Origin of the sequence: Phytoactinopolyspora mesophila (assembly GCF_010122465.1) — a bacterium.
GTDB classification, from domain to species: Bacteria; Actinomycetota; Actinomycetes; order Jiangellales; family Jiangellaceae; genus Phytoactinopolyspora; species Phytoactinopolyspora mesophila.
This window is the reverse complement of record NZ_WLZY01000003.1, coordinates 340,684-362,505: the sequence shown is the minus strand read 5'-3', so window position 1 is coordinate 362,505 and position 21,822 is coordinate 340,684. Positions and strand designations below refer to the sequence as shown.

General features: G+C 66.0%; 18 protein-coding genes. 16 read left to right on the top strand and 2 right to left on the bottom strand.

Annotated elements, in window-relative coordinates:
- Positions 1–4: 4 nt before the first annotated feature.
- Positions 5–1,351 carry an ABC transporter substrate-binding protein gene (locus F7O44_RS11465; RefSeq protein WP_162450362.1) on the bottom strand — a complete coding sequence of 449 codons (1,347 nt, stop codon included), beginning with the start codon at positions 1,349–1,351 and terminating at the stop codon, positions 5–7.
- Between the two features lie 153 nt (positions 1,352–1,504).
- Positions 1,505–2,878, bottom strand: a complete 1,374-nt coding sequence (locus tag F7O44_RS11460) for an amylo-alpha-1,6-glucosidase (protein WP_222851276.1) — start codon at positions 2,876–2,878, stop codon at positions 1,505–1,507.
- 271 nt (positions 2,879–3,149) lie between these two features.
- On the opposite strand from F7O44_RS11460, the gene F7O44_RS11455 reads away from it, so the two are divergent.
- The 16 genes from F7O44_RS11455 (at position 3,150) to F7O44_RS11380 (ending at position 21,757) form a co-directional block, all read left to right on the top strand.
- On the top strand, positions 3,150–4,442 hold the full coding sequence (locus F7O44_RS11455; RefSeq protein ID WP_162450361.1) for a geranylgeranyl reductase family protein: 1,293 nt from the start codon (positions 3,150–3,152) through the stop codon (positions 4,440–4,442).
- Positions 4,443–4,534: 92 nt separating this feature from the next.
- Entirely contained in the window at positions 4,535–4,894 is a 360-nt protein-coding gene (locus F7O44_RS11450) for an NADH-quinone oxidoreductase subunit A (RefSeq protein ID WP_162450360.1), read from the top strand.
- Between the two features lie 23 nt (positions 4,895–4,917).
- Positions 4,918–5,472, top strand: a complete 555-nt coding sequence (locus F7O44_RS11445) for a NuoB/complex I 20 kDa subunit family protein (RefSeq protein ID WP_162450359.1) — start codon at positions 4,918–4,920, stop codon at positions 5,470–5,472.
- Positions 5,473–5,507: 35 nt separating this feature from the next.
- Complete coding sequence (locus F7O44_RS11440; protein WP_162450536.1) at positions 5,508–6,218, top strand: NADH-quinone oxidoreductase subunit C; 711 nt, start codon at positions 5,508–5,510, stop codon at positions 6,216–6,218.
- Between the two features lie 51 nt (positions 6,219–6,269).
- Complete coding sequence (locus F7O44_RS11435; RefSeq protein ID WP_162450358.1) at positions 6,270–7,622, top strand: NADH-quinone oxidoreductase subunit D; 1,353 nt, start codon at positions 6,270–6,272, stop codon at positions 7,620–7,622.
- Between the two features lie 35 nt (positions 7,623–7,657).
- Positions 7,658–8,395: an NADH-quinone oxidoreductase subunit NuoE gene (gene nuoE, locus F7O44_RS11430; protein WP_162450357.1), complete on the top strand. Its 738-nt coding sequence runs from the start codon at positions 7,658–7,660 to the stop codon at positions 8,393–8,395.
- Positions 8,392–9,753 (top strand): NADH-quinone oxidoreductase subunit NuoF, encoded by a 1,362-nt coding sequence (gene nuoF / locus F7O44_RS11425; RefSeq protein ID WP_162450356.1) that lies wholly within the window; start codon positions 8,392–8,394, stop codon positions 9,751–9,753. The genes nuoE and nuoF overlap by 4 nt, the downstream gene beginning before the upstream one ends.
- Positions 9,750–12,203, top strand: a complete 2,454-nt coding sequence (locus F7O44_RS11420; RefSeq protein WP_162450355.1) for an NADH-quinone oxidoreductase subunit G — start codon at positions 9,750–9,752, stop codon at positions 12,201–12,203. Before nuoF ends, F7O44_RS11420 begins: the two co-directional genes overlap by 4 nt.
- Complete coding sequence (nuoH, locus tag F7O44_RS11415) at positions 12,200–13,555, top strand: NADH-quinone oxidoreductase subunit NuoH (RefSeq protein ID WP_162450354.1); 1,356 nt, start codon at positions 12,200–12,202, stop codon at positions 13,553–13,555. Before F7O44_RS11420 ends, nuoH begins: the two co-directional genes overlap by 4 nt.
- Positions 13,548–14,108: an NADH-quinone oxidoreductase subunit NuoI gene (gene nuoI / locus F7O44_RS11410; RefSeq protein WP_343073861.1), complete on the top strand. Its 561-nt coding sequence runs from the start codon at positions 13,548–13,550 to the stop codon at positions 14,106–14,108. Before nuoH ends, nuoI begins: the two co-directional genes overlap by 8 nt.
- Entirely contained in the window at positions 14,105–15,091 is a 987-nt protein-coding gene (locus F7O44_RS11405; RefSeq protein ID WP_222851274.1) for an NADH-quinone oxidoreductase subunit J, read from the top strand. The genes nuoI and F7O44_RS11405 overlap by 4 nt, the downstream gene beginning before the upstream one ends.
- The gene (gene nuoK / locus F7O44_RS11400) at positions 15,088–15,387 is read left to right on the top strand and encodes an NADH-quinone oxidoreductase subunit NuoK (protein ID WP_162450352.1); all 300 of its coding nucleotides are present in this window, start codon (positions 15,088–15,090) and stop codon (positions 15,385–15,387) included. The genes F7O44_RS11405 and nuoK overlap by 4 nt, the downstream gene beginning before the upstream one ends.
- A 94-nt stretch (positions 15,388–15,481) precedes the next feature.
- Entirely contained in the window at positions 15,482–17,413 is a 1,932-nt protein-coding gene (nuoL, locus tag F7O44_RS11395) for an NADH-quinone oxidoreductase subunit L (protein WP_162450534.1), read from the top strand.
- The gene (locus tag F7O44_RS11390) at positions 17,410–18,951 is read left to right on the top strand and encodes an NADH-quinone oxidoreductase subunit M (RefSeq protein ID WP_162450351.1); all 1,542 of its coding nucleotides are present in this window, start codon (positions 17,410–17,412) and stop codon (positions 18,949–18,951) included. The genes nuoL and F7O44_RS11390 overlap by 4 nt, the downstream gene beginning before the upstream one ends.
- 35 nt (positions 18,952–18,986) lie before the next feature.
- On the top strand, positions 18,987–20,474 hold the full coding sequence (gene nuoN / locus F7O44_RS11385; RefSeq protein ID WP_162450533.1) for an NADH-quinone oxidoreductase subunit NuoN: 1,488 nt from the start codon (positions 18,987–18,989) through the stop codon (positions 20,472–20,474).
- Between the two features lie 287 nt (positions 20,475–20,761).
- The gene (locus tag F7O44_RS11380; protein WP_162450350.1) at positions 20,762–21,757 is read left to right on the top strand and encodes a polyprenyl synthetase family protein; all 996 of its coding nucleotides are present in this window, start codon (positions 20,762–20,764) and stop codon (positions 21,755–21,757) included.
- The last annotated feature ends 65 nt before the right edge of the window (positions 21,758–21,822 follow it).

Genomic DNA, 21,822 nt, shown 5'->3' with positions numbered 1-21,822 from the left:
GCCACTAGTTCCCGACCGGGCACGGGCCGTCGCTCGGCTCGTCTGGGGACCAGCACGGCGCGCCGGTGTTCTCCATCATGTCCTCGAGACGGGCCGCTTCGGTGCCTACGGCGTCACTCGGGTCCTCGCCGCTGACGGCCACTCGCTCGAACGCCGACCGGTAGATGTCGTTGAACGTGCCGCCCTGCTCGCCGAGCCCCAGTGGCAGGAGGACCAGCAGCGCGTCGTCGGCGTTGGCTTGGCTTTCCACGGCGTCTGCCGCCAGCTGGATGCCTGGCTCGAGGTCGCCCGCGTCGCCGGTCTCCACCACAGGGTAGAAGGCCACCGCGGACAGCGTCGCCAGCTGGCTGTCGACGCTCAGCAGGTGCCGGATCAGATCCTTCGCGGCGTCGGGGTCCGGTGAACTCTCCGGCACCGCGAGCCCGGCCACCACCGGCATGTGGGCCCGCCCGGCCGGCCCACTCGGCACGGGGACCACGACGAAGTCGTCCGGCCGGCTGTCGAGCGCATTCTTCAACCGTGCCACGTGGTCCCAGGCCACGAGAACTTCGCCGCTCAGCAGCGGGTCCTCCATGAATTCGTAAGTCAAGGACTGCGGGTGTACGTACTCCCAGAGCTCGGCCAGGTATTCCCACGCCGCGTTGTCACCGAACGTGCGCACAACACCACCGGTGAACGACGGAAGCAGATATCCCTGCAGGAAGCGGTGCATCAGGCCTTCCTCGCCCGCGGGGAAGCCGAAGCGCGGCGCGCCGGTGCCCTCCGCGGTGTTCGCTGCCCACTGCAGATACTCGTCATACGTGAGGCTCTCCACGTCGGCGCCGTCCGGCAGGTACTCCAGGGCCTGCTTGTCCGCCGCGACGACGTAACTCGCCTGAACCCACGGTATGTACCACTGCTGATCCGTGCCGAGCCTGCCGAGTTCCAGAACGTCGTCGGGTATGCCCAGGTCAGCCATCTCATCGACGAGGTCCGAGAGATCGGTGAGCAGCCCCTGGTCCTGGAGGTCGACGTAGGTGCCGTGCAGCGCGCCGAGCAGGCCGATCTCACCCCTGCCGGCCTGGGCCTCGGCGGACACCCGGTCGATGAACTCGCCGTCGCCGGATGCCCCGACGAACTCTGCATCGCCGGTGAACGAAGCGAGGACGTCGCGCCGGATGGCGTCGGCCTCCTCGACCGGATTGAACTGGGTGGAATACAGCACCACGCTGCCGGGCTCGCCGTCGGGCGCCGCGCCCCCGGCGTCGTCGCGGGCATCGGTCTGGGTGTCGCCGCTACCGCATCCGGAGAGGACGAGGGCGAAAGCCCCCGCCGCGACGGCTGACATTCGGAGGATTCTGGTTCGACGCATCGGACTGTCTCCTTTGACTGTGTCTGATCAAAGAGGTCGAGAGAACTGGTGCGCGTGATGCGGGGCGGCGGGCGGCCTGCGGGGCGGGTCGGGATCGGCCTCGTGGTGCGCCGAGGACAACACCGGTCGCTGCCGTCCCTAACCCAGGTCCGCTCACGTTTCCGGCGCTCCTATCGGCGTGACCACTGAGGAACCGCCAGCGGGCTGACCGAGCAGATCGAGCACCAAGGCGGCAGACCACGAGAACTCAGCACCGCCGTGGCCGTGTCCGGTCGACGGGTGGTAGTGCTCTGAGAACCCGGCCTTTCTGGCCAGCTCGATCATGGTTGTGCGCAACGATGCGGCTGCGTCGTGGCGTCCGTAGCGACGCAGGCCGTGGTAGATGAACCAATTCACATTCATCCAGACGGGGCCCCGCCAATAGAGGGCGGGATCGAAGGAAGGATCCTTGCGCGACAGGCTGGGCACCGCCGGACCGAGCCCTTCGACCTCAACCATCGCGTCGGTCAGCTGGTCGAGGACGTGTTCAGCGCGGTCCCCAGCCGGGATTCCGGCGAACAGCGGGCTGAACCGCGACCAGGTGGAGGCGTCGAGCACCTCCCCGGTCACGACATCGACGTCGGCATAGCTGCCGTCCTGCCAGAGTTCGTCTTCCACCGCCTGCGTGGTGGCTCGGGCCCAGTCCTCGTACTTCGTCGACGGTTTGCCGAGTTCGCGGGCGATGGCGGTGAGGTCGTGGTCGGCCTGAACCAGGGCGGAGTTGAACAGCACGTCTCGGACGGCGAATGGTGTGGCCGCCCGGATGCGCTCGTCGTCGTAGGCGTGGGCGCGGAACAGGGCGACCAGGTGAAGATAGCGGTCGTACTCCGCGGCTGTCGGGCGTTCGGCAGGGTTGGCGACTCTGAGATCCGTGCGCAAGTGCTCCGGGGCCGTGCCGTCCCTGGGCTGGATCCGGGCGAGTACCGGATCCCAAAGTGGGGAGTTGTCCATCCCGGACTCCCACGGATGCCATATCTCCACGAGCGCGCTGCCGATACGGGTCCGCTCCCGGTGCAGGTAAGCGTGCCACGCATCCAGCTTCGGCAGCATGTCGTGAAGAAACCGCCTGGCCCGTGGTCGATCGCGGGCCAGGCGATAAACCTGCCAGACCGCCGTGGCGTGTACCGGTGGCTGCACAATGCCCGACGTCAGGGGCCGGCGCGGAGCGTTCGGCGAATGTTCGGTGGCCCACACCTCCGGACCGGGAAAATACGGGCCTCCTCCGTCCACGAACACGATGTGCGGCAGCAGCCCGTTCTTCCACTGGCCGGAGAACAGCGAACGCAGTTCGGTCTCGGCCCGGTCCTGGTCTTGATGGGCGTAGCCGATCGCGGTGAAGGCGGAGTCCCAACTCCATTGGTGGGGATAGAGCAGGCTCGACGGCCTGGTGGCGTGTCCGAGCCAATTCCCCTCGAGTATCTGCCGGGCGTGCTCGGCCAGGCCCTCGTCGGTGGTGGTCTCATCGGCTCCGCGACCGAACGGGGTCACTGGTGGCTCCCTTCCCGCGCCTATTTGTCATTCATGAGTAACAAATGGGCTCGAGGGCGTCAATAGTTGCGGACGGGTGGCTTTTCGCAGGAGGCGGCGGAAAGGAATTTCGCAACACGTGTGATGCGTAAATCTGCTGGTCAGGGACTGCGGACCCGGTCGAAAGGTCGTTTCCACTACCCCTACACTTGGTCAGGAAGCTACTTAGTGAATTCATTCACTAAGTAGTCCCGGTTAGCAGACAGATCAGACGACAGGTGCTGAGGACCCGATGAATGTGCAGGCCGGCGACGCCGATGTGATCGTCGTCGGTGCCGGACCAGCTGGATCCACCACGGCCTATTACCTGGCTAGATCCGGCCTGGACGTGTTGCTGCTGGAGAAGGCCTCGTTCCCGCGCGACAAGGTGTGTGGCGACGGCTTGACTCCGCGCGCGGTCCGACAGTTGGTGCGCATGGGTGTTGACACCGCCGGGCCGGGCTGGATCCGGAACAAAGGGCTGCGGATCATCGGCGGTGGCATGCGCCTGCACCTACCGTGGCCGGAACTCACCAGCTATCCCGACTATGGCCTGGTTCGCACCAGGCTCGACTTCGATCATCTGCTCGCCCAGCATGCTGAAAATGCCGGGGTCAGGCTGCACCAGCGCACCAGTGTCACCGCGCCGGTCCTGGACGAGCGCAGCGGTCGGGTGGTCGGCGTGCGAGCCAGGCCGGTCAACGAACGCGGCCGGGCCGCCGGCGACGAAGTGGAATACCGCGCACCGCTGGTAGTGGCGGCCGACGGCACGTCATCGCGGCTGGCCACCGCACTGGGCATCCACAAGCGCGACGACCGCCCGATGGGCGTAGCGGTACGCACCTACTTCAAGACCCCTCGTCACGATGACGACTGGATGGAGTCGTGGCTCGAACTATGGGCCTCGAACGACCGCGGTGGCCGCGACCTGCTGCCGGGATATGGCTGGATCTTCGGTGCTGGCAACGGCACGAGCAACGTGGGCCTGGGCATCATCAACACTTCCAAAGCCTTCGGCCAGGTGGACTACAAGGACCTCCTGCGCCGCTGGGTCGCGCAGACCCCGGCCGAGTGGGAGTTCACCGAGGAGAACCAGGTGGGTGACGTCCGAAGTGCGGCGCTGCCTATGGGGTTCAACCGGCAGCCGCACTATAGCCGGGGCCTGCTGCTGGTCGGTGACGCCGGAGGAATGGTCAACCCCTTCAACGGCGAGGGCATCGACTACGCCATGGAAGCCGCCAGCCTCGCGTCGAATGTCATCGCCGACGCGTTGTCACGGGCCAATCCCGGCAGCCGGGAGCGAGTGTTGCAGGCGTACCCGGCTGCGTTGAAAAAGGAGCACGGTGGATACTTCACCCTCGGCCGAATATTCGTCCGGCTGATCGGAGACCCGCGCCTGATGAAGATCGCGACCAACCACGGGCTGCCGCGTCCGTGGCTGATGCAGTTCACCTTGAAGCTGCTCGCCAATCTCACCGACCATCGTGATGGTGACGCATACGACCGCGTCATCAATGCCATGACCCGATTGGCGCCGGCGGCATGAGGCAGGGGCAGAATATGTCGCCGTGCCAACCGGCGAAGCCGGCAAACGAGACCAGGACACGCCTGAGTGTCCGAGAGGGGAGCTGAACGCGCGTGGATCTGTACGCGCCGATCATCGGCCTGATCGTGCTGGGTGCCGTCTTCGCGGTGGGCTCAGTGGTGGCTTCTTCCTTCATTGGGCCGAAGAGGTACAACCGGGCCCGTCTCGACTCCTACGAGTGCGGGATCGAGCCGACACCGCAGCCAGTGGGCGGCGGCCGGATTCCGATCAAGTACTACCTCACGGCGATGACGTTCATCATCTTCGACATCGAGATCATCTTCCTGTATCCGTGGGCGGTCCGGTTCGATCATCTTGGACTTTTCGGATTTGTCGCGATGGTGACTTTCCTCTTCCTGATCACTGTGCCGTTCATCTATGAATGGCGACGCGGTGGGCTGGAATGGGACTGACGGGAAGGGGTGCGTGAGCAACCATGGGAATTGAAGAGAAGCTCCCGTCGGGAGTCATGCTCAGCACGGTCGAGAACCTCGCCGGCTGGATGCGCAAGGGCTCGATGTGGCCGGCCACATTCGGTCTGGCCTGCTGTGCGCTCGAGATGATGTCCTTCGGTGCGCCTAGGCACGACTCCTCGCGTTTCGGCATGGAGGTCTTCCGGGCTTCTCCGCGGCAGGCGGACTTGATGATCGTCGCGGGCCGGGTCAGCCAGAAGATGGCGCCCGTACTCCGCCAGATCTACGACCAGATGGCGAACCCGAAGTGGGTGCTGTCCATGGGCGTCTGCGCGAGTTCCGGCGGCATGTTCAACAACTACGCGATCGTTCAGGGCGTGGATCACGTTGTGCCGGTCGACATCTATCTGCCCGGCTGCCCGCCTCGACCCGAGATGCTGATCGACGCTGTCCTGAAGCTTCATGAGCAGGTCCAGCACGGCAAGCTGGGCGCGCACCGCAAGGCCGCCGAAGCCGAGGCCGAGCAGGCTGCGCTGGAAGCGACACCCACGCATGAGATGAAGGGTCTGCTGCGGTGAGTGAGACACCAGACAAGGGGCCAGGCCCCGAAGGTATGGAGCCTGGACTTCCGTCGGGGCCGGAGGGCCCCGCGCTGCCGCCGGCCCATCCGACGCGCCGCGGCATGTTCGGCGTCGAAGACTCGGGTGACACTTCGGGCTATGGCGGGCTGGTGGCGCGCGACACCAATCCGATCCGCGGTGCCTCGACGCCCCGGCCATGGCACGAGGACTTCGAACGGCTGGGCGACGAGTTCGGCGCCGCGCTCGAGCAGGCCGGCATCGGTTACGAGGATGCTGTCGAGAAGGTGATCGTCGACCGCGGCCAGATGACCATCTTCATCAAGCGTGAACGGCTGGCCGAGGTCGCTCGAGTGTTCCGGGACGACGCCTCGTTGCGTTTCGAGATGTGTGTCGGCGTGAACGGCGTGCATTACCCCGACGAGGCCGACCGCGAGCTGCATGTCTGTATCCAGCTGCTGTCCATCACTCACAACCGGCGGGTCTCGCTCGAGGTGGCTTGCCCGGACAGTGATCCGCATCTGCCTTCGATCACCGCAACGTATCCGTCGGCGAATTGGCACGAGCGTGAGACCTACGACTTCTTCGGTGTCATCTTCGACGGCCATCCGGCCCTGACCCGGATCGAGATGCCTGACGACTGGCCCGGCCACCCGCAGCGCAAGGACTATCCGCTCGGCGGGATCCCGGTCGAGTACAAGGGCGCGACGATTCCCCCGCCGGACGAACGGAGGGCATATCAGTAATGTCGAACGCAGCGGTGAGCCGCCGAGTGAATGAGAAGGCGAGCGAGACACATGTCTGACGTCACATTCTCGTCGGCCGACAACGCCGAGGACCCGTACGCGGGGGTCCGAGAGACGACCGAAGGGCCCGTTTACACCGTCACCGGTCAAGACTGGGAGGACGTCGTGGGCGCGGCCGCGGCGGGCGAAGAACGCGTCGTGGTCAACATGGGGCCGCAGCATCCCTCCACACACGGTGTGCTCCGGCTGATTCTCGAGCTCGACGGTGAGGTGGTGACCGAGGCCCGCGCCGGCATCGGGTACCTGCATACCGGCATCGAGAAGAACTTGGAGTACCGGACGTGGACGCAGGGCGTCACGTTCGTGACCCGCATGGACTACGCGATGCCGTTCCACAACGAAACCGCCTACGTGCTCGGAGTGGAGAAGCTGCTCGGGATCACCGACGACATCCCTGAGCGGGCGAACGTCATCCGGGTCATGATGATGGAGCTCAACCGGATCTCGTCGCACCTGCTGTGTATCGCCACCGGCGGTATGGAGATGGGCGCGCTGACCGTGATGACGGCCGGTTTCCGCGAGCGCGAGCGAACCCTGGACATCTTTGAGCTGGTCAGCGGTCTGCGGATGAACAGTGCCTACATCCGGCCCGGCGGTGTCGCGCAGGACCTCCCGCCGGGAGCGGTCGAGAGCATCCGGGAGTACTTGCGCTGGATGTGGGACCACATCGGCGAGTACGAGGCCTTCTGCAACGAGAACCCGATCTTCAAGGGCCGTACCGTCGGCATCGGCTACCTCGACCTCGCCGGATGTATTGCGCTGGGCATCACCGGTCCGATGCTGCGTTCCACCGGGCTGCCGTGGGACCTGCGTAAATCGCAGCCCTACTGTGGCTACGAGACTTACGAGTTCGAGGTGCCCACCCGGGACACGTGTGATGCTTACGGCCGGTTCCGTATCAGGATCGACGAGATGCGGGAGTCGCTGAAGATCATCGAGCAGTGCCTGGACCGGCTCGAACCCGGGCCGGTCATGGTGGCCGACAAGAAGATCGCGTGGCCGGCTCAGCTGGCCATCGGCAGCGACGGCATGGGCAACTCTCTCGACCACATCCGGCACATCATGGGTGAGTCGATGGAGGCACTGATCCACCACTTCAAGCTGGTGACCGAGGGTTTCCGGGTACCTCCCGGCGAGGTCTACGTGCCGATCGAGAGCCCACGCGGTGAGCTGGGCGCACATGTGGTCTCCGAGGGTGGCACCCGGCCATGGCGGGTCCATTTCCGTGATCCGTCGTTCAACAACCTCCAGGCGGTGCCCGCTACCTGTGAGGGCGGTAATGTCGCCGACGTCATCGTCGCGGTGGCGAGCATCGATCCGGTGATGGGGGGCTGCGACCGTTGAGCGGAGCGCGAACAGAGGATTCGAGCGGCGACGAGATGAGTAGCGACACGAACGGAGCCGAGGTGGCCGAGAGCGCGGATACCAGGCTCGACGCGAAGGCACGTGCGGAAATGCTGGAGATCGTGGGCCGTTACCCGGAACCACGCTCCGCGCTGCTGCCCATGCTGCACCTGGTGCAGTCCTATGAGGGGTACGTGACCCCTGCCGGCATCGAGATGTGTGCCGACGTTCTGGGGCTCACCGAGGCTGAGGTCGCTGCGGTCGCCACGTTCTACACGATGTACAAGCGGCGCCCGGTCGGTGACTATCACGTGGGTGTCTGCACCAATACGCTGTGCGCGGTGATGGGCGGCGATACGATCTGGTCGGAGCTGTCCGAGCACCTCGGCGTCGGTCATGACGAGACCACCGACGACGGCAAGGTCTCGCTGGAGCGGGTCGAATGCAACGCGGCGTGTGACTTCGCTCCGGTGGTCATGGTCAACTGGGAGTTCGTCGACAACCAGACGCCGGAGTCCGCTCACGATCTTGTCGATACGCTGCGGTCTGGCGGCGAGGTCCGCTCCACACGCGGGCCCCGGGTGTGCACCTGGAAGCAAGCCGAACGGGTTCTCGCGGGTTTCCCGGACGGCGCCGCCTTGCAAGGCGAGCAGGCCGGGCCAGCTTCACTGGCAGGCCTGCGGCTGGCCAAGGAAAAGGGCTGGACCGCGCCTGAGGGCGGGCAGCCTGAGCTGGGCGCTGCCGACACGAAGAGCGGGGAGGAGCAGAAGTGACCACGGCATCCGGGGCCTCGGCGGAGAAACGTGCCTCGACCCTGACGCCGGTGCTGACCGCCCGTTGGGATCTGGAGGACTCCTTCACCCGGCGGGTCTACGAGCGGCACGGTGGCTACAAGGCACTGCGCCAGGCGCTGCAGCGCACACCGGATTCGATCGTCGAGGCGGTCAAGGACTCCGGCCTGCGCGGCCGCGGCGGCGCGGGGTTCCCCACGGGCATGAAGTGGAGCTTCGTCCCCAAGGACTCTCCGAAGCCGACCTACCTCGTGGTCAACGCCGACGAGTCCGAGCCGGGCACGTGCAAGGACATCCCACTGATGATGGCCGACCCGCACCTGCTCATCGAGGGCGTCATCATCTCCTCGTATGCGATCCGCGCCAGCCATGCGTTCATCTACGTTCGTGGTGAGGTCCTGACGGTCGTGCGCCGGCTGCAGCAGGCGGTGGCAGAGGCTTACGAGGCCGGCTATCTCGGATCGAACATCCTCGGATCGGGATTCGACCTCGAGGTGATCGTGCACACAGGTGCCGGTGCCTATATCTGCGGCGAGGAAACCGCCCTGCTGGATTCGCTGGAGGGCCGCCGGGGCCAGCCGCGGCTGAAGCCGCCGTTCCCGGCCGTGGCCGGCCTGTACGCTTCGCCCACGGTGATCAACAACGTGGAGACGATCGCCTCTGTGCCGTCCATCGTGACCAACGGCTCCGGCTGGTTCCGGTCGATGGGCTCGGAGAAGTCACCGGGCTTCGGGATCTTCTCACTGTCCGGCCATGTGACGCGTCCCGGACAGTATGAGGCTCCGCTGGGTATCACGCTCAACGAGCTACTCGACATGGCCGGAGGGATTCGCGCCGGGCACGAGTTGAAGTTCTGGACCCCTGGTGGGTCGTCCACACCGATGCTCACAGCCGAACACGCCGATCTGCCGCTCGATTTCGAGGGTATGGCGGGCGTCGGGTCCATGCTGGGAACCCGGGCATTGCAGATTTTCGACGACACCACGTGTGTGGTGCGGGCCACCTCCAGGTGGGTCGACTTCTACAAACACGAGTCGTGCGGCAAATGCACCCCATGCCGTGAGGGCTTCTGGTGGATGGTGCAGATCTTCGACCGGCTCGAAGAAGGCCAGGGGACCGAAGCGGATCTAGACAAACTGCTCGATATGTCGGACAACATCGCCGGGCGTTCTTTCTGCGCCCTGGCCGACGGGGGCGTTTCGCCGGTCACGTCGTCGATCAAGTATTTCCGCGACGAGTACATTGCGCACTTCGAGCACGGCGGCTGTCCGTTCGATCCAGCGGCGTCGGCCCTGTTCGCCGTCGAACGTCAGGAAGAAGCGGGGGTCAGCGCTCAATGACCGTCACCACCAACTCGGCGTCGGGTGACGTCGAGCCCAAGGAGAACCTGGTCACTCTCACCATCGACGGTTTCGAGGTGAGTGTGCCTGAGGGCACTCTGGTGATCCGTGCCGCCGAGATGATCGGTATTCAGATCCCCAGGTTCTGCGATCATCCACTCCTCGAGCCGGCCGGCGCGTGCCGGCAGTGCCTGGTCGAAGTCCCCGACATGGGCAACGGCCGCGGGATGCCGAAGCCGCAGGCTTCGTGCACCCTCACAGTCATGCCGGGCATGGTCGTCAACACCCAGCTGACGTCGCCGGTGGCCGACAAAGCTCAGCAGGGAATCATGGAGTTCCTGCTGATCAACCACCCGCTCGACTGCCCGGTCTGCGACAAGGGCGGGGAATGCCCGCTGCAGAACCAGGCGATGAGCAACGGCCGGGGCGACTCACGGTACGAGGGCAAGAAGCGTACGTACCCGAAGCCGATCAACATCTCCGCTCAGGTCTTGCTCGACCGCGAACGGTGTGTGCTGTGCGCGCGTTGCACGCGGTTCTCGCAGGAGATTGCCGGCGACCCGTTCATCGAGCTGTTGGAGCGGGGCGCCCTGCAGCAAGTGGGCATCTACGAGAAAGAGCCGTTCGAGAGCTACTTCTCGGGGAACACCATCCAGATCTGCCCGGTGGGCGCGTTGACCTCGGCGGCCTACCGCTTCAGGTCACGCCCGTTCGACCTCGTGTCGGTGCCGTCCGTCGGCGAGCACGACGCCTGCGGGAGCGCCATCCGCGTCGATCACCGGCGGGACAACGTCATGCGCCGGCTGGCGGGCGACGACCCCGATGTGAACGAGGAGTGGATCACCGACAAGGACCGTTTCGCGTTCCGCTCGTACACGTTGCCCGACCGCCTGACGCATCCTCTGGTCAGGGATGAGGAAACCGGTGAGCTGGTGACCGCCTCCTGGCCGGAGGCTTTGACGCTCGCCGCGCGTGGCCTGGCGGCCGCTCGTGACGACGCGGGTGTGGCGGTGCTGACCGGTGGACGGGTCACCCTCGAAGATGCCTATGCCTACTCCAAGTTCGCGCGCGTGGCGCTCGGTAGCAACGACGTCGATTTCCGGGTGCGTAGCCACTCGAGTGAGGAGACGAGGTTCCTGCAGCGGTTCGCCGCCGGGCAGAGTGGCGAGCGGCGGGTCACGTTCGGTGACCTGGAGGCCGCGCCGACGGTGCTGCTGGCGGGTTTGGAACCCGAAGAGGAAGCTGGCACCGTTTTCCTCCGCCTGCGCAAGGCAGCGCGCAAAGGAACGAGCATCCATTCCGTGGCTCCGTTTGCCTCCCGTGGCCTGGAGAAGCTCTCCGGTCAGCTCATCTCGGCGGCACCAGGCACCGAGGCCGAGATTCTGGACGCGATCGCCGCGAAGGCGTCGCCCATGGCCGCGCTGCATGATCAGCTGTGCAGCGAAGGCGCCGTTCTGATGGTCGGCGAGCGGTTGGCGACGGTGCCGGGTGCGTTGAGTGCGGCGGTGCGGCTGTCCGCCGCCACCGGTGCGAGACTCGCCTGGGTGCCGCGCCGGGCCGGTGAGCTCGGCGCGGTGGAAGCCGGCCTGCTGCCGACCCTACTTCCCGGTGGCCGCCCGATCGAACAGGCGGAAGCGCGCGTCGACATGGCTGCTGTGTGGGGAGTGCAGAACCTGCCGCCGTTGGAAGGCCGCGATACCAGCGGGATCTTGACGAGTCTGTCCGACGGGACGCTCACTGGCATCGTCGTCGGTGGTGTCGAGCTGGCGGACCTGCCTGATCCGGTGGCCGCGCGGGCGGCTCTGGAGAACGCCGGCTTCGTGCTGAGTCTCGAGGCCCGCTCCAGCGAGGTGACCGAGCTGGCCGATGTGGTCCTCCCGGTCGCGCCGCCGGCGGAGAAAGCCGGGACCTTCGTCAACTGGGAAGGCCGCCACCGGCCGTTCCCCAAGGTCTTGCAACACAGCGCCGCCTGGTCCGACGCGATGGCGCTCGACGCGGTCGCGGCCGAGCTAGGCACCGCCCTCGGAGTCCGTGACCTGGACGCGGTGCGTGCCGAGATCGCTGAACTCGGTGCCTGGCCGGGTGAGCCGCCGGAGCCGGGCGGGCACTCCGCCGAACCGCCGGAGGCCGCTGCCAACCAGGCTGTACTCGCGACCTGGCGGATGATGCTCGACCTCGGTCGCGGACAGGACGGCGAGCCGCACCTGGCGCGGACCGCCCGTCGAGCGTGCGCCCGGCTGTCAGCTGTCACGGCTGCCGAGGTGGGTGTCGCTGATGGCGAACTGCTGACTATCAGCACGTCCACCGGCTCGGTGACGCTGCCGCTGGCGGTGACCGAGATGCCCGACCGCGTCGTGTGGCTTCCACAGAATTCCGCCGGCTGCCGGGTCCACGTGGATCTGGGCGCCGGACCAGGCGCGGTCGTGACGCTCTCTGGAGGTGACGCATGATCCCCGGGCTGGCGCTCACTGACATCCGGGCGGTTGATCAGGTCGAGGGATTCGGCGACGATCCGTGGTGGATCATCGCGATCAAGTGTGTGGCCATCTTCGTGATCCTGGTCTTGTTGGTGCTCTTCACCATCGTGTTCGAGCGCAAGACCGTGGCGAAGATGCAGCACCGGGTCGGCCCGAACCGAGTTGGGCCCAAGGGCTGGCTGCAGAGCCTCGCTGACGGCGTCAAGCTCATGCTGAAGGAAGACATCATCCCGAAGGCGGCCGACAAGGTCGTCTACATACTCGCGCCGATCGTCGCCGTTGTTCCGGCGTTCCTGATCTTCGCCCTCATTCCGCTTGGCCCTGAAGTGTCGATCTTCGGGCAGACGACCCGCCTGCAGCTGACCGATACTCCGGTCGCGGTGCTGCTGGTGCTGGCGATCGCCTCCGTCGGCGTCTACGGGCTGATGCTCGCCGGCTGGTCCAGCGGTTCCACGTACCCGTTGCTGGGCGGCCTGCGGTCTTCTGCCCAGGTGATCTCCTACGAGCTGGCCATGGGGCTTTCGTTCGTGGGGGTGTTCCTGTTCGCCGGCACGATGTCCACGTCGGGCATTGTGGAAGGCCAGGAACGGCTCTGGTACGGGCTGATCCTGGCCCCGTCGTTCGCCGTCTACCTGATCTCGATGGTCGGCGAGGTCAACCGGGCCCCCTTCGACCTCCCCGAGGCCGAGGGAGAGCTCGTCGCCGGATGGGGAACCGAGTACTCGTCGATCAAGTACGCGCTGTTCTTCCTCGCCGAGTACATCAACATGGTCAATGTTTCGGCCCTCGCGACCACTCTGTTCCTTGGGGGCTGGCGGGCGCCATGGCCGCTGTCAGCAATCAACGACGGCATGTTCAACGAGGGCTGGTGGCCGCTTCTGTGGTTCTTCGGCAAGGTCATCGCCCTGCTCTTCCTCTTCATCTGGTTGCGTGGAACCTTGCCCAGGTTCCGCTACGACCAGTTCATGAAGCTTGGGTGGAAGGTGCTCATCCCGGTCTCGCTGGTCTGGATCGTCGCCGTCGCGGGGATGCGCCTGGCGCTGAACGAAGGTGTCGAGCGCCAGGAGCTGTTGATCTGGGGCGGTATCGTCCTGGCCGTCATCCTGGTGGCGTCGTGGGTGATTCCGTTGTTCACCGAACGGCCGGGCAGCGACGAATCCAGTGCTGAGACCGAAGCGGCCGAGAAACCGTTCGACGCGTTCGCAGGCGGCCACCCGGTCCCGCCGCTGCCAGGCCAGCAGCTCAGCGCTGCTCCGGTGGCGCCGGGGCGCATGGCCGATGAAACCAATGAGAGCAACAGCTCTGAGGAGGGCAGCAGTGCCTAGTTTCCTCGATCCGGTAGCAGGGTTCGGGGTCACCTTCCGGACCATGTTCCGTAAGAAGGTAACCGAGCAGTATCCGGAGCAACGACACCCGGTAGCGCCGCGATTCCACGGCCGCCATCAGCTCAACCGGCACCCGGATGGGCTGGAGAAGTGCGTCGGCTGCGAGCTGTGTGCGTGGGCGTGCCCGGCGGACGCCATCTATGTCGAGGGCGCACCCAACACCGACGACCAGCGTTACTCGCCCGGTGAGCGATACGGCAGGGTGTACCAGATCAATTATCTGCGCTGCATCCTCTGTGGCCTTTGTATCGAGGCCTGCCCGACGCGCGCGCTCACGATGACCAACGAGTACGAACTCGCGGACCATACGCGAGAGAGCCTGATCTACGAGAAGAAGGATCTGCTCGCGCCGCTGTTGCCGGGCATGGAAGACCCGCCGCACCCGATGCGTTTGGGTGACGACGAACGCGACTATTACCTCGGCGCCGGCCTGCAGGGCGGCGGCGGAAGTGACTCGCGCTCGGGTACATCAGCCGGAGAGGGGGGCCGGTGAGTCTCCTGGCCACTGTCGCCACCCAGGTGACCGAGACCTCCACCGGGTCCACAGGTGAACAGATCCTTTTCTGGATCATCGCGCCACTGGCCGTGATCGGTGCGCTCGGGCTCGTCTTCTCCCGCAAAGCGGTGCACGGCGCCTTGTTCCTGGCGGTCACCATGGTGGGCTTGGCGATCCTCTACATCGCGTTGGAAGCGCCGTTCCTCGGCGTCGTGCAGATCGTCGTCTACACCGGCGCGATCATGATGCTGTTCCTCTTCGTCATCATGCTGGTCGGCGTCGATGCGTCCGACTCCCGGGTCGAGACCATCCGCGGGCAGCGTGGTGCTGCCGCCCTGGCGGTCATCGGCGTCGTCATTCTGCTCACCGGCGTCGCCGGCCGAGCGGCGCTGCCAGACCCCGCAGGCACAGCCGCGGCGGCACCGGAGGGCAACGTCTACGGCATCGCTGACCTGATCTTCGGTCGTTATGTCTGGGCTTTCGAGGTGGTGGCCGCCGTCCTGATCACCGCCGCCGTCGGCGCCATGGTCCTCACCCACCGCGAGCGGCGCAACCGCCGGCTCAGCCAGCGCGAGCTCTCTGAGCGACGGTTCCGCGAGGGTGATCCGCGTGAAGCGGCCGGCAACCCGGTGCCAGGTGTGTACGCCCGGCACAATGCGGTCGACACGCCGGCGCTGCTGCCGGACGGCACCCCGGCCGAGTCGTCGGTCTCCCAGGTGCTGGTGGCCCGCGGTGCCGCACGTCCCCCGGAGGAATTCGCCGGCGATGTCGGCCGGATCGGGGAGGACGAGGACGAGCCTGTGCCGGACTCCGAGGCGGGACCGCGAGCCGACGCCGATGCCGGACAAGACGTTCACCCCGGAGCTGAGCCGCCGGCGAGCGAGCCGGGCGGCGTCGCCGGTCCAGGTGAGCCCGGGGCCGAGACGGATTCCACCGACGGCGATGATTCCGGCTCTGGCGACGGAGGTGCGCCTCGATGAACCCCACGTCGTACCTGGTGCTGGCCACCATCTTGTTCACCATTGGCAGCGCCGGTGTATTGCTGCGGCGAAACGCCCTGGTGGCTTTCATGAGTGTCGAGCTCATGCTCAACGCGGCCAACCTCGCCTTCGTGACGTTCGCGCGGATGCACGGCAACCTCGACGGTCAGATCGTGGCGTTCTTCGTCATGGTCGTTGCTGCCGCAGAGGTCGTGGTCGGCCTGGCCATCATCGTGATGATTTTCCGAACTCGCAGGTCCGCATCGGTCGACGATGCCAGCCTGCTGAAGTTGTGACGGGTGGGGACAGGTGAATTCGATCAACTCGTTGACACAGAGTTTCGCTGCCCAGGCTGATCAGACGCACCAAGTCGTTCAAGAGGCCAGCGGCCTGATCTCCTGGACGTGGCTGCTGATCGCGCTGCCACTGCTGGGAGCGGCGATCCTGCTGCTCGGCGGCAGGAAGCTGGACCGCACCGGCCACCTGATCGGCACGGGTGCGGCCGTCGCCTCGTTCGTCGTTGCTGTCGCCCTGTTCATCACCATGCTCGGTGAGTCCGGCGGCGAGCGCTCGTTCCTGGTGCCGCTGTGGGAATGGTTCAACGCCGGCGGCTACGAGGTCCGAGTGGACCTGCTCCTCGACCAGCTTTCGATGGCCTTCGTCCTGCTGATCACCGGCGTGGGTTCGCTGATCCATGTCTACTCGATCGGCTACATGGAGCACGACGAGCGCCGGCGACGGTTCTTCGCGTACCTGAACCTCTTCGTCGCGGCGATGCTGCTACTGGTCCTGGCGGCCGACTACCTGATCATGTTCATCGGCTGGGAGGGTGTCGGACTGGCGTCCTACCTGCTGATCGGCTTCTGGCAACACAAGCCGTCCGCGGCTGTCGCCGCCAAGAAGGCGTTCGTGGTCAACCGGGTCGGCGACATGGGGATGGTGCTCGCCGTCGCCTCGATGCTGATCGTGTTCGGCTCCTCGTCGTTCGAGATGGTGTTCGCCGGCGCCGAAGCGGGTGCTCCCACCGGCTGGCTGAACGCGATCGGCCTGCTGCTGTTGCTGGCCGCATGCGGTAAGTCGGCACAGTTCCCGCTGCAGTCCTGGCTGCTGGACGCGATGGAAGGCCCGACACCCGTGTCGGCGCTGATCCACGCGGCCACGATGGTCACCGCCGGCGTCTACCTGGTGGTGCGCTCCGCGGCGATCTACGACCTCGCGCCTCAAGCGCGTACGGCCGTCGTCGTCATCGGAGCCATCACGTTGCTGATGGGTGCGATCATCGCGTGCGCCAAGGACGACATCAAGAAGGCGCTGGCTGGGTCCACGATGAGCCAGATCGGTTACATGATGCTCGCCGCCGGGCTCGGACCGGCGGGCTACGCCTTCGCGATCTTCCACCTGATCACCCACGGCTTCTTCAAGGCCAATCTCTTCCTGGGCGCCGGATCGGTCATGCACGGCATGAACGACGAGGTGGACATGCGCAGGTTCGGCGCACTGCGCGCCGCGATGCCGGTCACCTTCGCGACGTTCGGCCTCGGTTATCTGGCGATCATCGGCATCCCGCCGTTCGCCGGGTACTTCTCCAAGGACCTGATCATCGAGGCCGCTTTCGGTGAGGGCATTCTCATCGGGATCTGCGCGCTGCTCGGTGCCGGTATCACAGCCTTCTACATGACCCGCGTCATGTTGATGACGTTCTTCACCAGCAAACGTTGGTCGGAGGAGCGGCGAGAAGTCGGAGGAGGAACGACGGAGACGACGAGCGCGACCACAGGCACAGTCGCTCATCCGCACGAGTCGCCGAAGGTGATGACCTGGCCGTTGATCGGCCTGGGCGTCCTGTCGGTCGCCGGCGGTGCGGGGCTGCTGTACATCGGCGGCGGGATCGTCGACTGGCTCGAGCCCGTCACCGGTGAGGAACACCCGGATCTGCCGATACCGCTGCCCCTGCTGATCGCCATCACTTTGACCACCGTGGTGGCCGGAGCAGCACTGGCCTGGTTCTTGTATCAGCGTCGTCCGGTGTCGCCGGTCGCGCCGGCAGGCAACCCGATCACGGTGGCTGCCCGTCGTGATCTGTACGGGGACGCCTTCAACGAGGCCGTGCTGATGCGGCCCGGCCAGTACCTGACCCGGTCGTTGGTTTACGCCGAGAACCGTGGCGTCGACGGCGCCGTCGTCGGGGCCGCGACCGCCGTCGGCGGCCTGTCGGCCCGCTGGCGACGCTGGCAGACCGGTTTCGTCCGCTCGTACGCACTGACCATGCTGGCCGGCGCCGGCCTAGTCGTCATTGCCATGCTGTTGGTGAGGTTGCCGTGACGTTTCCCTGGTTGACCACACTCATCGCGGTGCCCGCGCTCGGGGCCGTGCTGACGGCGCTGGTGCCGTCCGGGCGCGGAAAGCTCGCCAAGCAAGTGGCGATCGCGTTTTCGCTGCTGACCCTGGCTGTGGCGGTCGCCGTGATCTCCCAGTTCGAGCTGGGCGGTGACCGCTATCAGCTGGCCGAACAGCACGCATGGATCGAGGCGCTGGGCATCCACTGGGCGCTCGGCGTGGACGGCATCGGGATCGCGCTGATCGCGCTCACCGCGGTGGCGACGCCGATCGTCGCCATGGCGATGTGGCCCGAGGCCGATGCTGAGAAGCGGGATCCGAAGCCGTTCTTCGCGCTGCTGCTGCTGGTCGAGGCGATGATCCTGGCGGCGTTCCTCGCCAAGGACCTGCTGCTGTTCTACATCGTCTTCGAGGCGATGCTGATCCCGCTGTACTTCATGATCGGGATGTACGGCGGGCCGCAGCGCCGGTACGCCGCGCTGAAGTTCTTGCTGTACAACCTCTTCGGTGGCCTGGTGATGCTCGCCGCCGTGATCGGTGTGTACGTTCAGTCGGTCGATGCCGGGAACCCGTCGTTCCTGCTAGCGGACCTGATGGCACTGGACATCGGCACCGACGCGCAGCGGTGGATGTTCCTCGGCTTCATGTTGGCATTCGCCATCAAGGCGCCGTTGTGGCCTTTCCACACGTGGTTGCCCGATGCCGCCGCGGAGGCGACGCCGTCCAACGCCGCGTTCCTCTCCGGAGTCGCGGACAAGGTCGGCACCTTCGGCATGATCGCGCTGGCCGTTCCGCTCTTCCCGGCGGCGGCCGCTGAGTTCGCGCCATTCATCGTTGTGCTCGCGGTCATCAGCATCGTCTACGGTGCGCTGCTGGCCATCGGACAGACGGACATGAAGCGCCTGATCGGCTACACGTCGATCTCGCACTTCGGGTTCATCGTGCTGGGCATTTTCGCCCTGACCGATCGTGGCGCTACCGGAGCGACGTTCTACATGGTCAACCACGGGTTGTCGACCATCGCGCTGTTCGTCGTCGTCGGATTCATGATCTCGCGGCGCAACTCGCGGCTGGTGGCCGACTACGGCGGGATCCAGAAACCCGCTCCGAAGCTGGCTGGTGTGTTCCTCTTCGCCGGGTTGTCCGGCCTGGCCTTGCCGCCGCTGGCGACGTTCCTCTCCGAGTTCCTGGTCATCGCGGGTACTTTCGAGCGCTACCGGGCCGCAGCTGTGATCGCCACCGGCGGTATCGTGCTCGCCGCGCTGTACATCCTCTGGCTCTATCAGCGGACCATGACCGGTCCGGTGCGGGAGGAAAGCGCCGGGATGCGCGACCTCGGCCGGCGTGAGATCGCCGTGGTTGCTCCGCTGATCGCGCTGATCTTGGCCATCGGGGTCTTCCCGAGGACCGTGATCGATGTGATCGACGACGGCGTCGGGCCCACCCTCGCCGAGGTGGAAGTCGACGTTCCGCCGCCGCTGATAAACGTTGTCGACACCGTCATTGAAGGGAACGATCAGTGACCGCGCCGTCTATCGAATACGCCGCCCTGCTGCCGATGATCATCGTCCTCGGCGCGGGTGTCGTCGGGGTGCTGGTCGAGGCGTTCGTGCCGCGACGTCCCCGGCATGCCGTCCAGGTCGGGCTGGCTCTGGTCGCCTTGGTTGCCGCTCTGGTGCAGGTGGTTCGCCTGCGCGACACCGAGATCGTCGGAGCCGTTGGTTCCGTCGCCATCGACGGCCCGGCTCTGTTCCTTCAGGGAACGCTGCTGGTCATGGCGATCATCAGCGTCATGTTCTTCGCCGAACGCCGGATCGAGTCCGGCGGCGACGCGTTCGCACCGTCCGCGTCGTCGCTGCCCGGGAGCGAGGACGAGCGGGTACTGGTCCGCGAGAAGGTGCTGCAGACCGAGGTCTACCCGCTGATGATGTTCTCCGTCGGCGGGATGATGCTCTTCCCCGCGGCGAACGACCTTCTCGTCTTGTTCATCGCGCTCGAGGTCTTGTCGCTGCCGTTGTACCTGCTCTGCGGCATGGCGCGGCGCCGCCGTCTGCTGTCGCAGGAAGCGGCCATGAAGTACTTCCTCCTGGGTGCTTTCGCCTCCGGGTTCTTCCTGTTCGGGTCGGCCTTCGTCTACGGGTTCGCCGGCTCGCTGCGGTTCTCCGAAATCGATGCCGCACTGACCGCTCGGGTCGGTCAGGAAGGCCTGTTGCTGGCCGGCGTCGGCCTGATGGCTGTGGGACTGCTGTTCAAGATCGGTGCGGTGCCGTTCCACGCGTGGACACCGGACGTCTACCAGGGAGCGCCCACTCAAGTCACCGCCTTCATGGCCGCGTGCACCAAACTGGCCGCGTTCGGTGCGATGCTGCGCCTCTTCTACGTCGCCTTCGGCGGGATTCGCACCGACTGGCAGCCGATGTTGTGGGCGGTCGCCATCGCCACCATGGTGGTCGGAATCGTCGTCGCGCTGACCCAGACCGACGTCAAACGGATGCTCGCGTACTCGTCGATCGCGCACGCCGGGTTCATCCTGACCGCATTGGTCGCCGTGGACGAGGTCGCCATCGCCGCGATCCTGTTCTACCTGGCGGCCTACGGCCTCACCACGTTGGGCGCGTTCGCCGTCGTCACACTCGTCCGGGACGCCGGTGGTGAGGCGACACACCTGTCCAAGTGGGCCGGTTTGGGTAAGCGGTCACCACTTCTTGCTGCGACCTTCGGGCTGTTCCTGCTGGCGCTCGCCGGCATCCCGCTCACGAGCGGTTTTGTGGGCAAGCTGACCGTGTTCGCTGCCGCCTTCCAAGGCGGGGCGATGCCACTGGTGATCGTTGGTGTGCTGGTGAGCGCGGTGGCGGCTTTCTTCTATGTGCGCGTCATCGTGCTGATGTTCTTCTCCGAACCCGCTTCGGAAGGACCCACCGTGGCCGTTCCGAGTGGGTGGACCGTCGTTGGCATCGGAGCCGCCGCGGTTGCGACGATCGCCCTGGGCATCCTGCCGGGACCGCTGCTGGACCTGGCGGAACAAGCCGCGGTCTTCATCCGCTGATGTGCCGTATCGCGCGAACTGGGGAACATGTCTTCACGTCCGCGGGAAAGCGGGAAAAACGCCGGGCGGGCGCGTGTGGGCACACGCGCCCAGGGCCCACATTGGCCGGGGTCTCTTATTCGCCGGACGGGGAGGTACGCGACACTAGTGTTTCGGCGCCGGCAGCCTCTAGCTGCGGGCGCATCGCATCACGACGGGGTCTGATGGAATAGAAGCGATCTATTTCCCACAGGCGTGTCGGCATGGCAATAGCGGACTCAGGATGAAGGTCAGGTTGGGAGGGCTCGGTGAGTGTTAGCAGTCTCGGGATCCCGTCGGTCGACGCTGACCTCGAAGCGTCGGTGAGTTCAGCGCTCGACGACGTCGAACAACGGCTCCATGAGGCGGTGAAATCCGACGACGATGTGCTGTCGGAGGCGTCCCGGCATCTTGTGCGCGCGGGCGGAAAGCGGTTCCGGCCGCTGCTGACCCTCGTAGCTGCCAGTTTCGGCGACATCGAGGCGCCGGGCGTGGTGCCGGCTGCGGTGGTCGTCGAGCTGACCCATGTCGGGACGCTCTATCACGACGACGTCATGGACGAAGCCCAGCTGCGCCGAGGCGGTCCTAGTGCCAATGCCCGGTGGGATAACACCGTGGCCATCCTGACCGGTGACTTCCTCTTCGCCTGCGCGTCGGACATGCTTGCCGATCTCGGCCCGGAATCGGTGCGGATCCAGGCGCGCACCTTCCGCCGGCTGGTGCAGGGGCAGTTGCGGGAAACGATCGGTGCCGGCGAGGGCGAAGATCCGGTCGAGCACTACTTGTCCGTGTTGACCGACAAGACCGCCTCGTTGATCGCGGCATCGGTCCGACTGGGCGCGTTGCACGCCGGCGCCGACTCCGACGTCGTCGACATGCTCGGCGACTACGGCGAACGGATAGGTATGGCTTTCCAGCTCGCCGACGACCTGCTCGACATCGCCGGCGAGTCAGCGCTGTCGGGCAAGACGCCCGGTACCGACTTGCGAGAGGGTGTGGCCACGCTCCCGGTCCTGTACGCCCGGCGCGCGGCCCGGGCAGGCGACGAACGATTGCTCGAACTCATCTCCGGACCGATCGCCGACGACTCCGACCACGCGGAGGCTCTGAGGCTGCTGCGGGCCCATCCGGCGATGGAGGAGGCTCGCCGCGAGGTGTTCCGTTGGGCCGACGACGCCCGCGCGGCCCTGGCCTCGGTTCCCGACGTGCCGGCGCGTCGGGCGCTGGAGGCGCTCTGCGACACCGTCGTCACTCGCACCTCCTGACGCTTCCCTAAATGATCATGTTTGGTGGGTTTTCTCGTGCGTCAATAGGCCTGCAAGCATGGTCA

What these genes read in the sequence shown, in the direction of transcription:
- F7O44_RS11465 (WP_162450362.1), bottom strand. Translation starts at nt 1,351, where the DNA reads ATGCGTCGAACCAGAATCCTCCGAATGTCAGCCGTCGCGGCGGGGGCT.
- F7O44_RS11455 (WP_162450361.1), top strand. Translation starts at nt 3,150, where the DNA reads ATGAATGTGCAGGCCGGCGACGCCGATGTGATCGTCGTCGGTGCCGGA.
- F7O44_RS11445 (WP_162450359.1), top strand. Translation starts at nt 4,918, where the DNA reads ATGGGAATTGAAGAGAAGCTCCCGTCGGGAGTCATGCTCAGCACGGTC.
- F7O44_RS11440 (WP_162450536.1), top strand. Translation starts at nt 5,508, where the DNA reads ATGGAGCCTGGACTTCCGTCGGGGCCGGAGGGCCCCGCGCTGCCGCCG.
- F7O44_RS11435 (WP_162450358.1), top strand. Translation starts at nt 6,270, where the DNA reads ATGTCTGACGTCACATTCTCGTCGGCCGACAACGCCGAGGACCCGTAC.
- nuoE (WP_162450357.1), top strand. Translation starts at nt 7,658, where the DNA reads ATGAGTAGCGACACGAACGGAGCCGAGGTGGCCGAGAGCGCGGATACC.
- F7O44_RS11420 (WP_162450355.1), top strand. Translation starts at nt 9,750, where the DNA reads ATGACCGTCACCACCAACTCGGCGTCGGGTGACGTCGAGCCCAAGGAG.
- nuoH (WP_162450354.1), top strand. Translation starts at nt 12,200, where the DNA reads ATGATCCCCGGGCTGGCGCTCACTGACATCCGGGCGGTTGATCAGGTC.
- nuoK (WP_162450352.1), top strand. Translation starts at nt 15,088, where the DNA reads ATGAACCCCACGTCGTACCTGGTGCTGGCCACCATCTTGTTCACCATT.
- nuoN (WP_162450533.1), top strand. Translation starts at nt 18,987, where the DNA reads ATGATCATCGTCCTCGGCGCGGGTGTCGTCGGGGTGCTGGTCGAGGCG.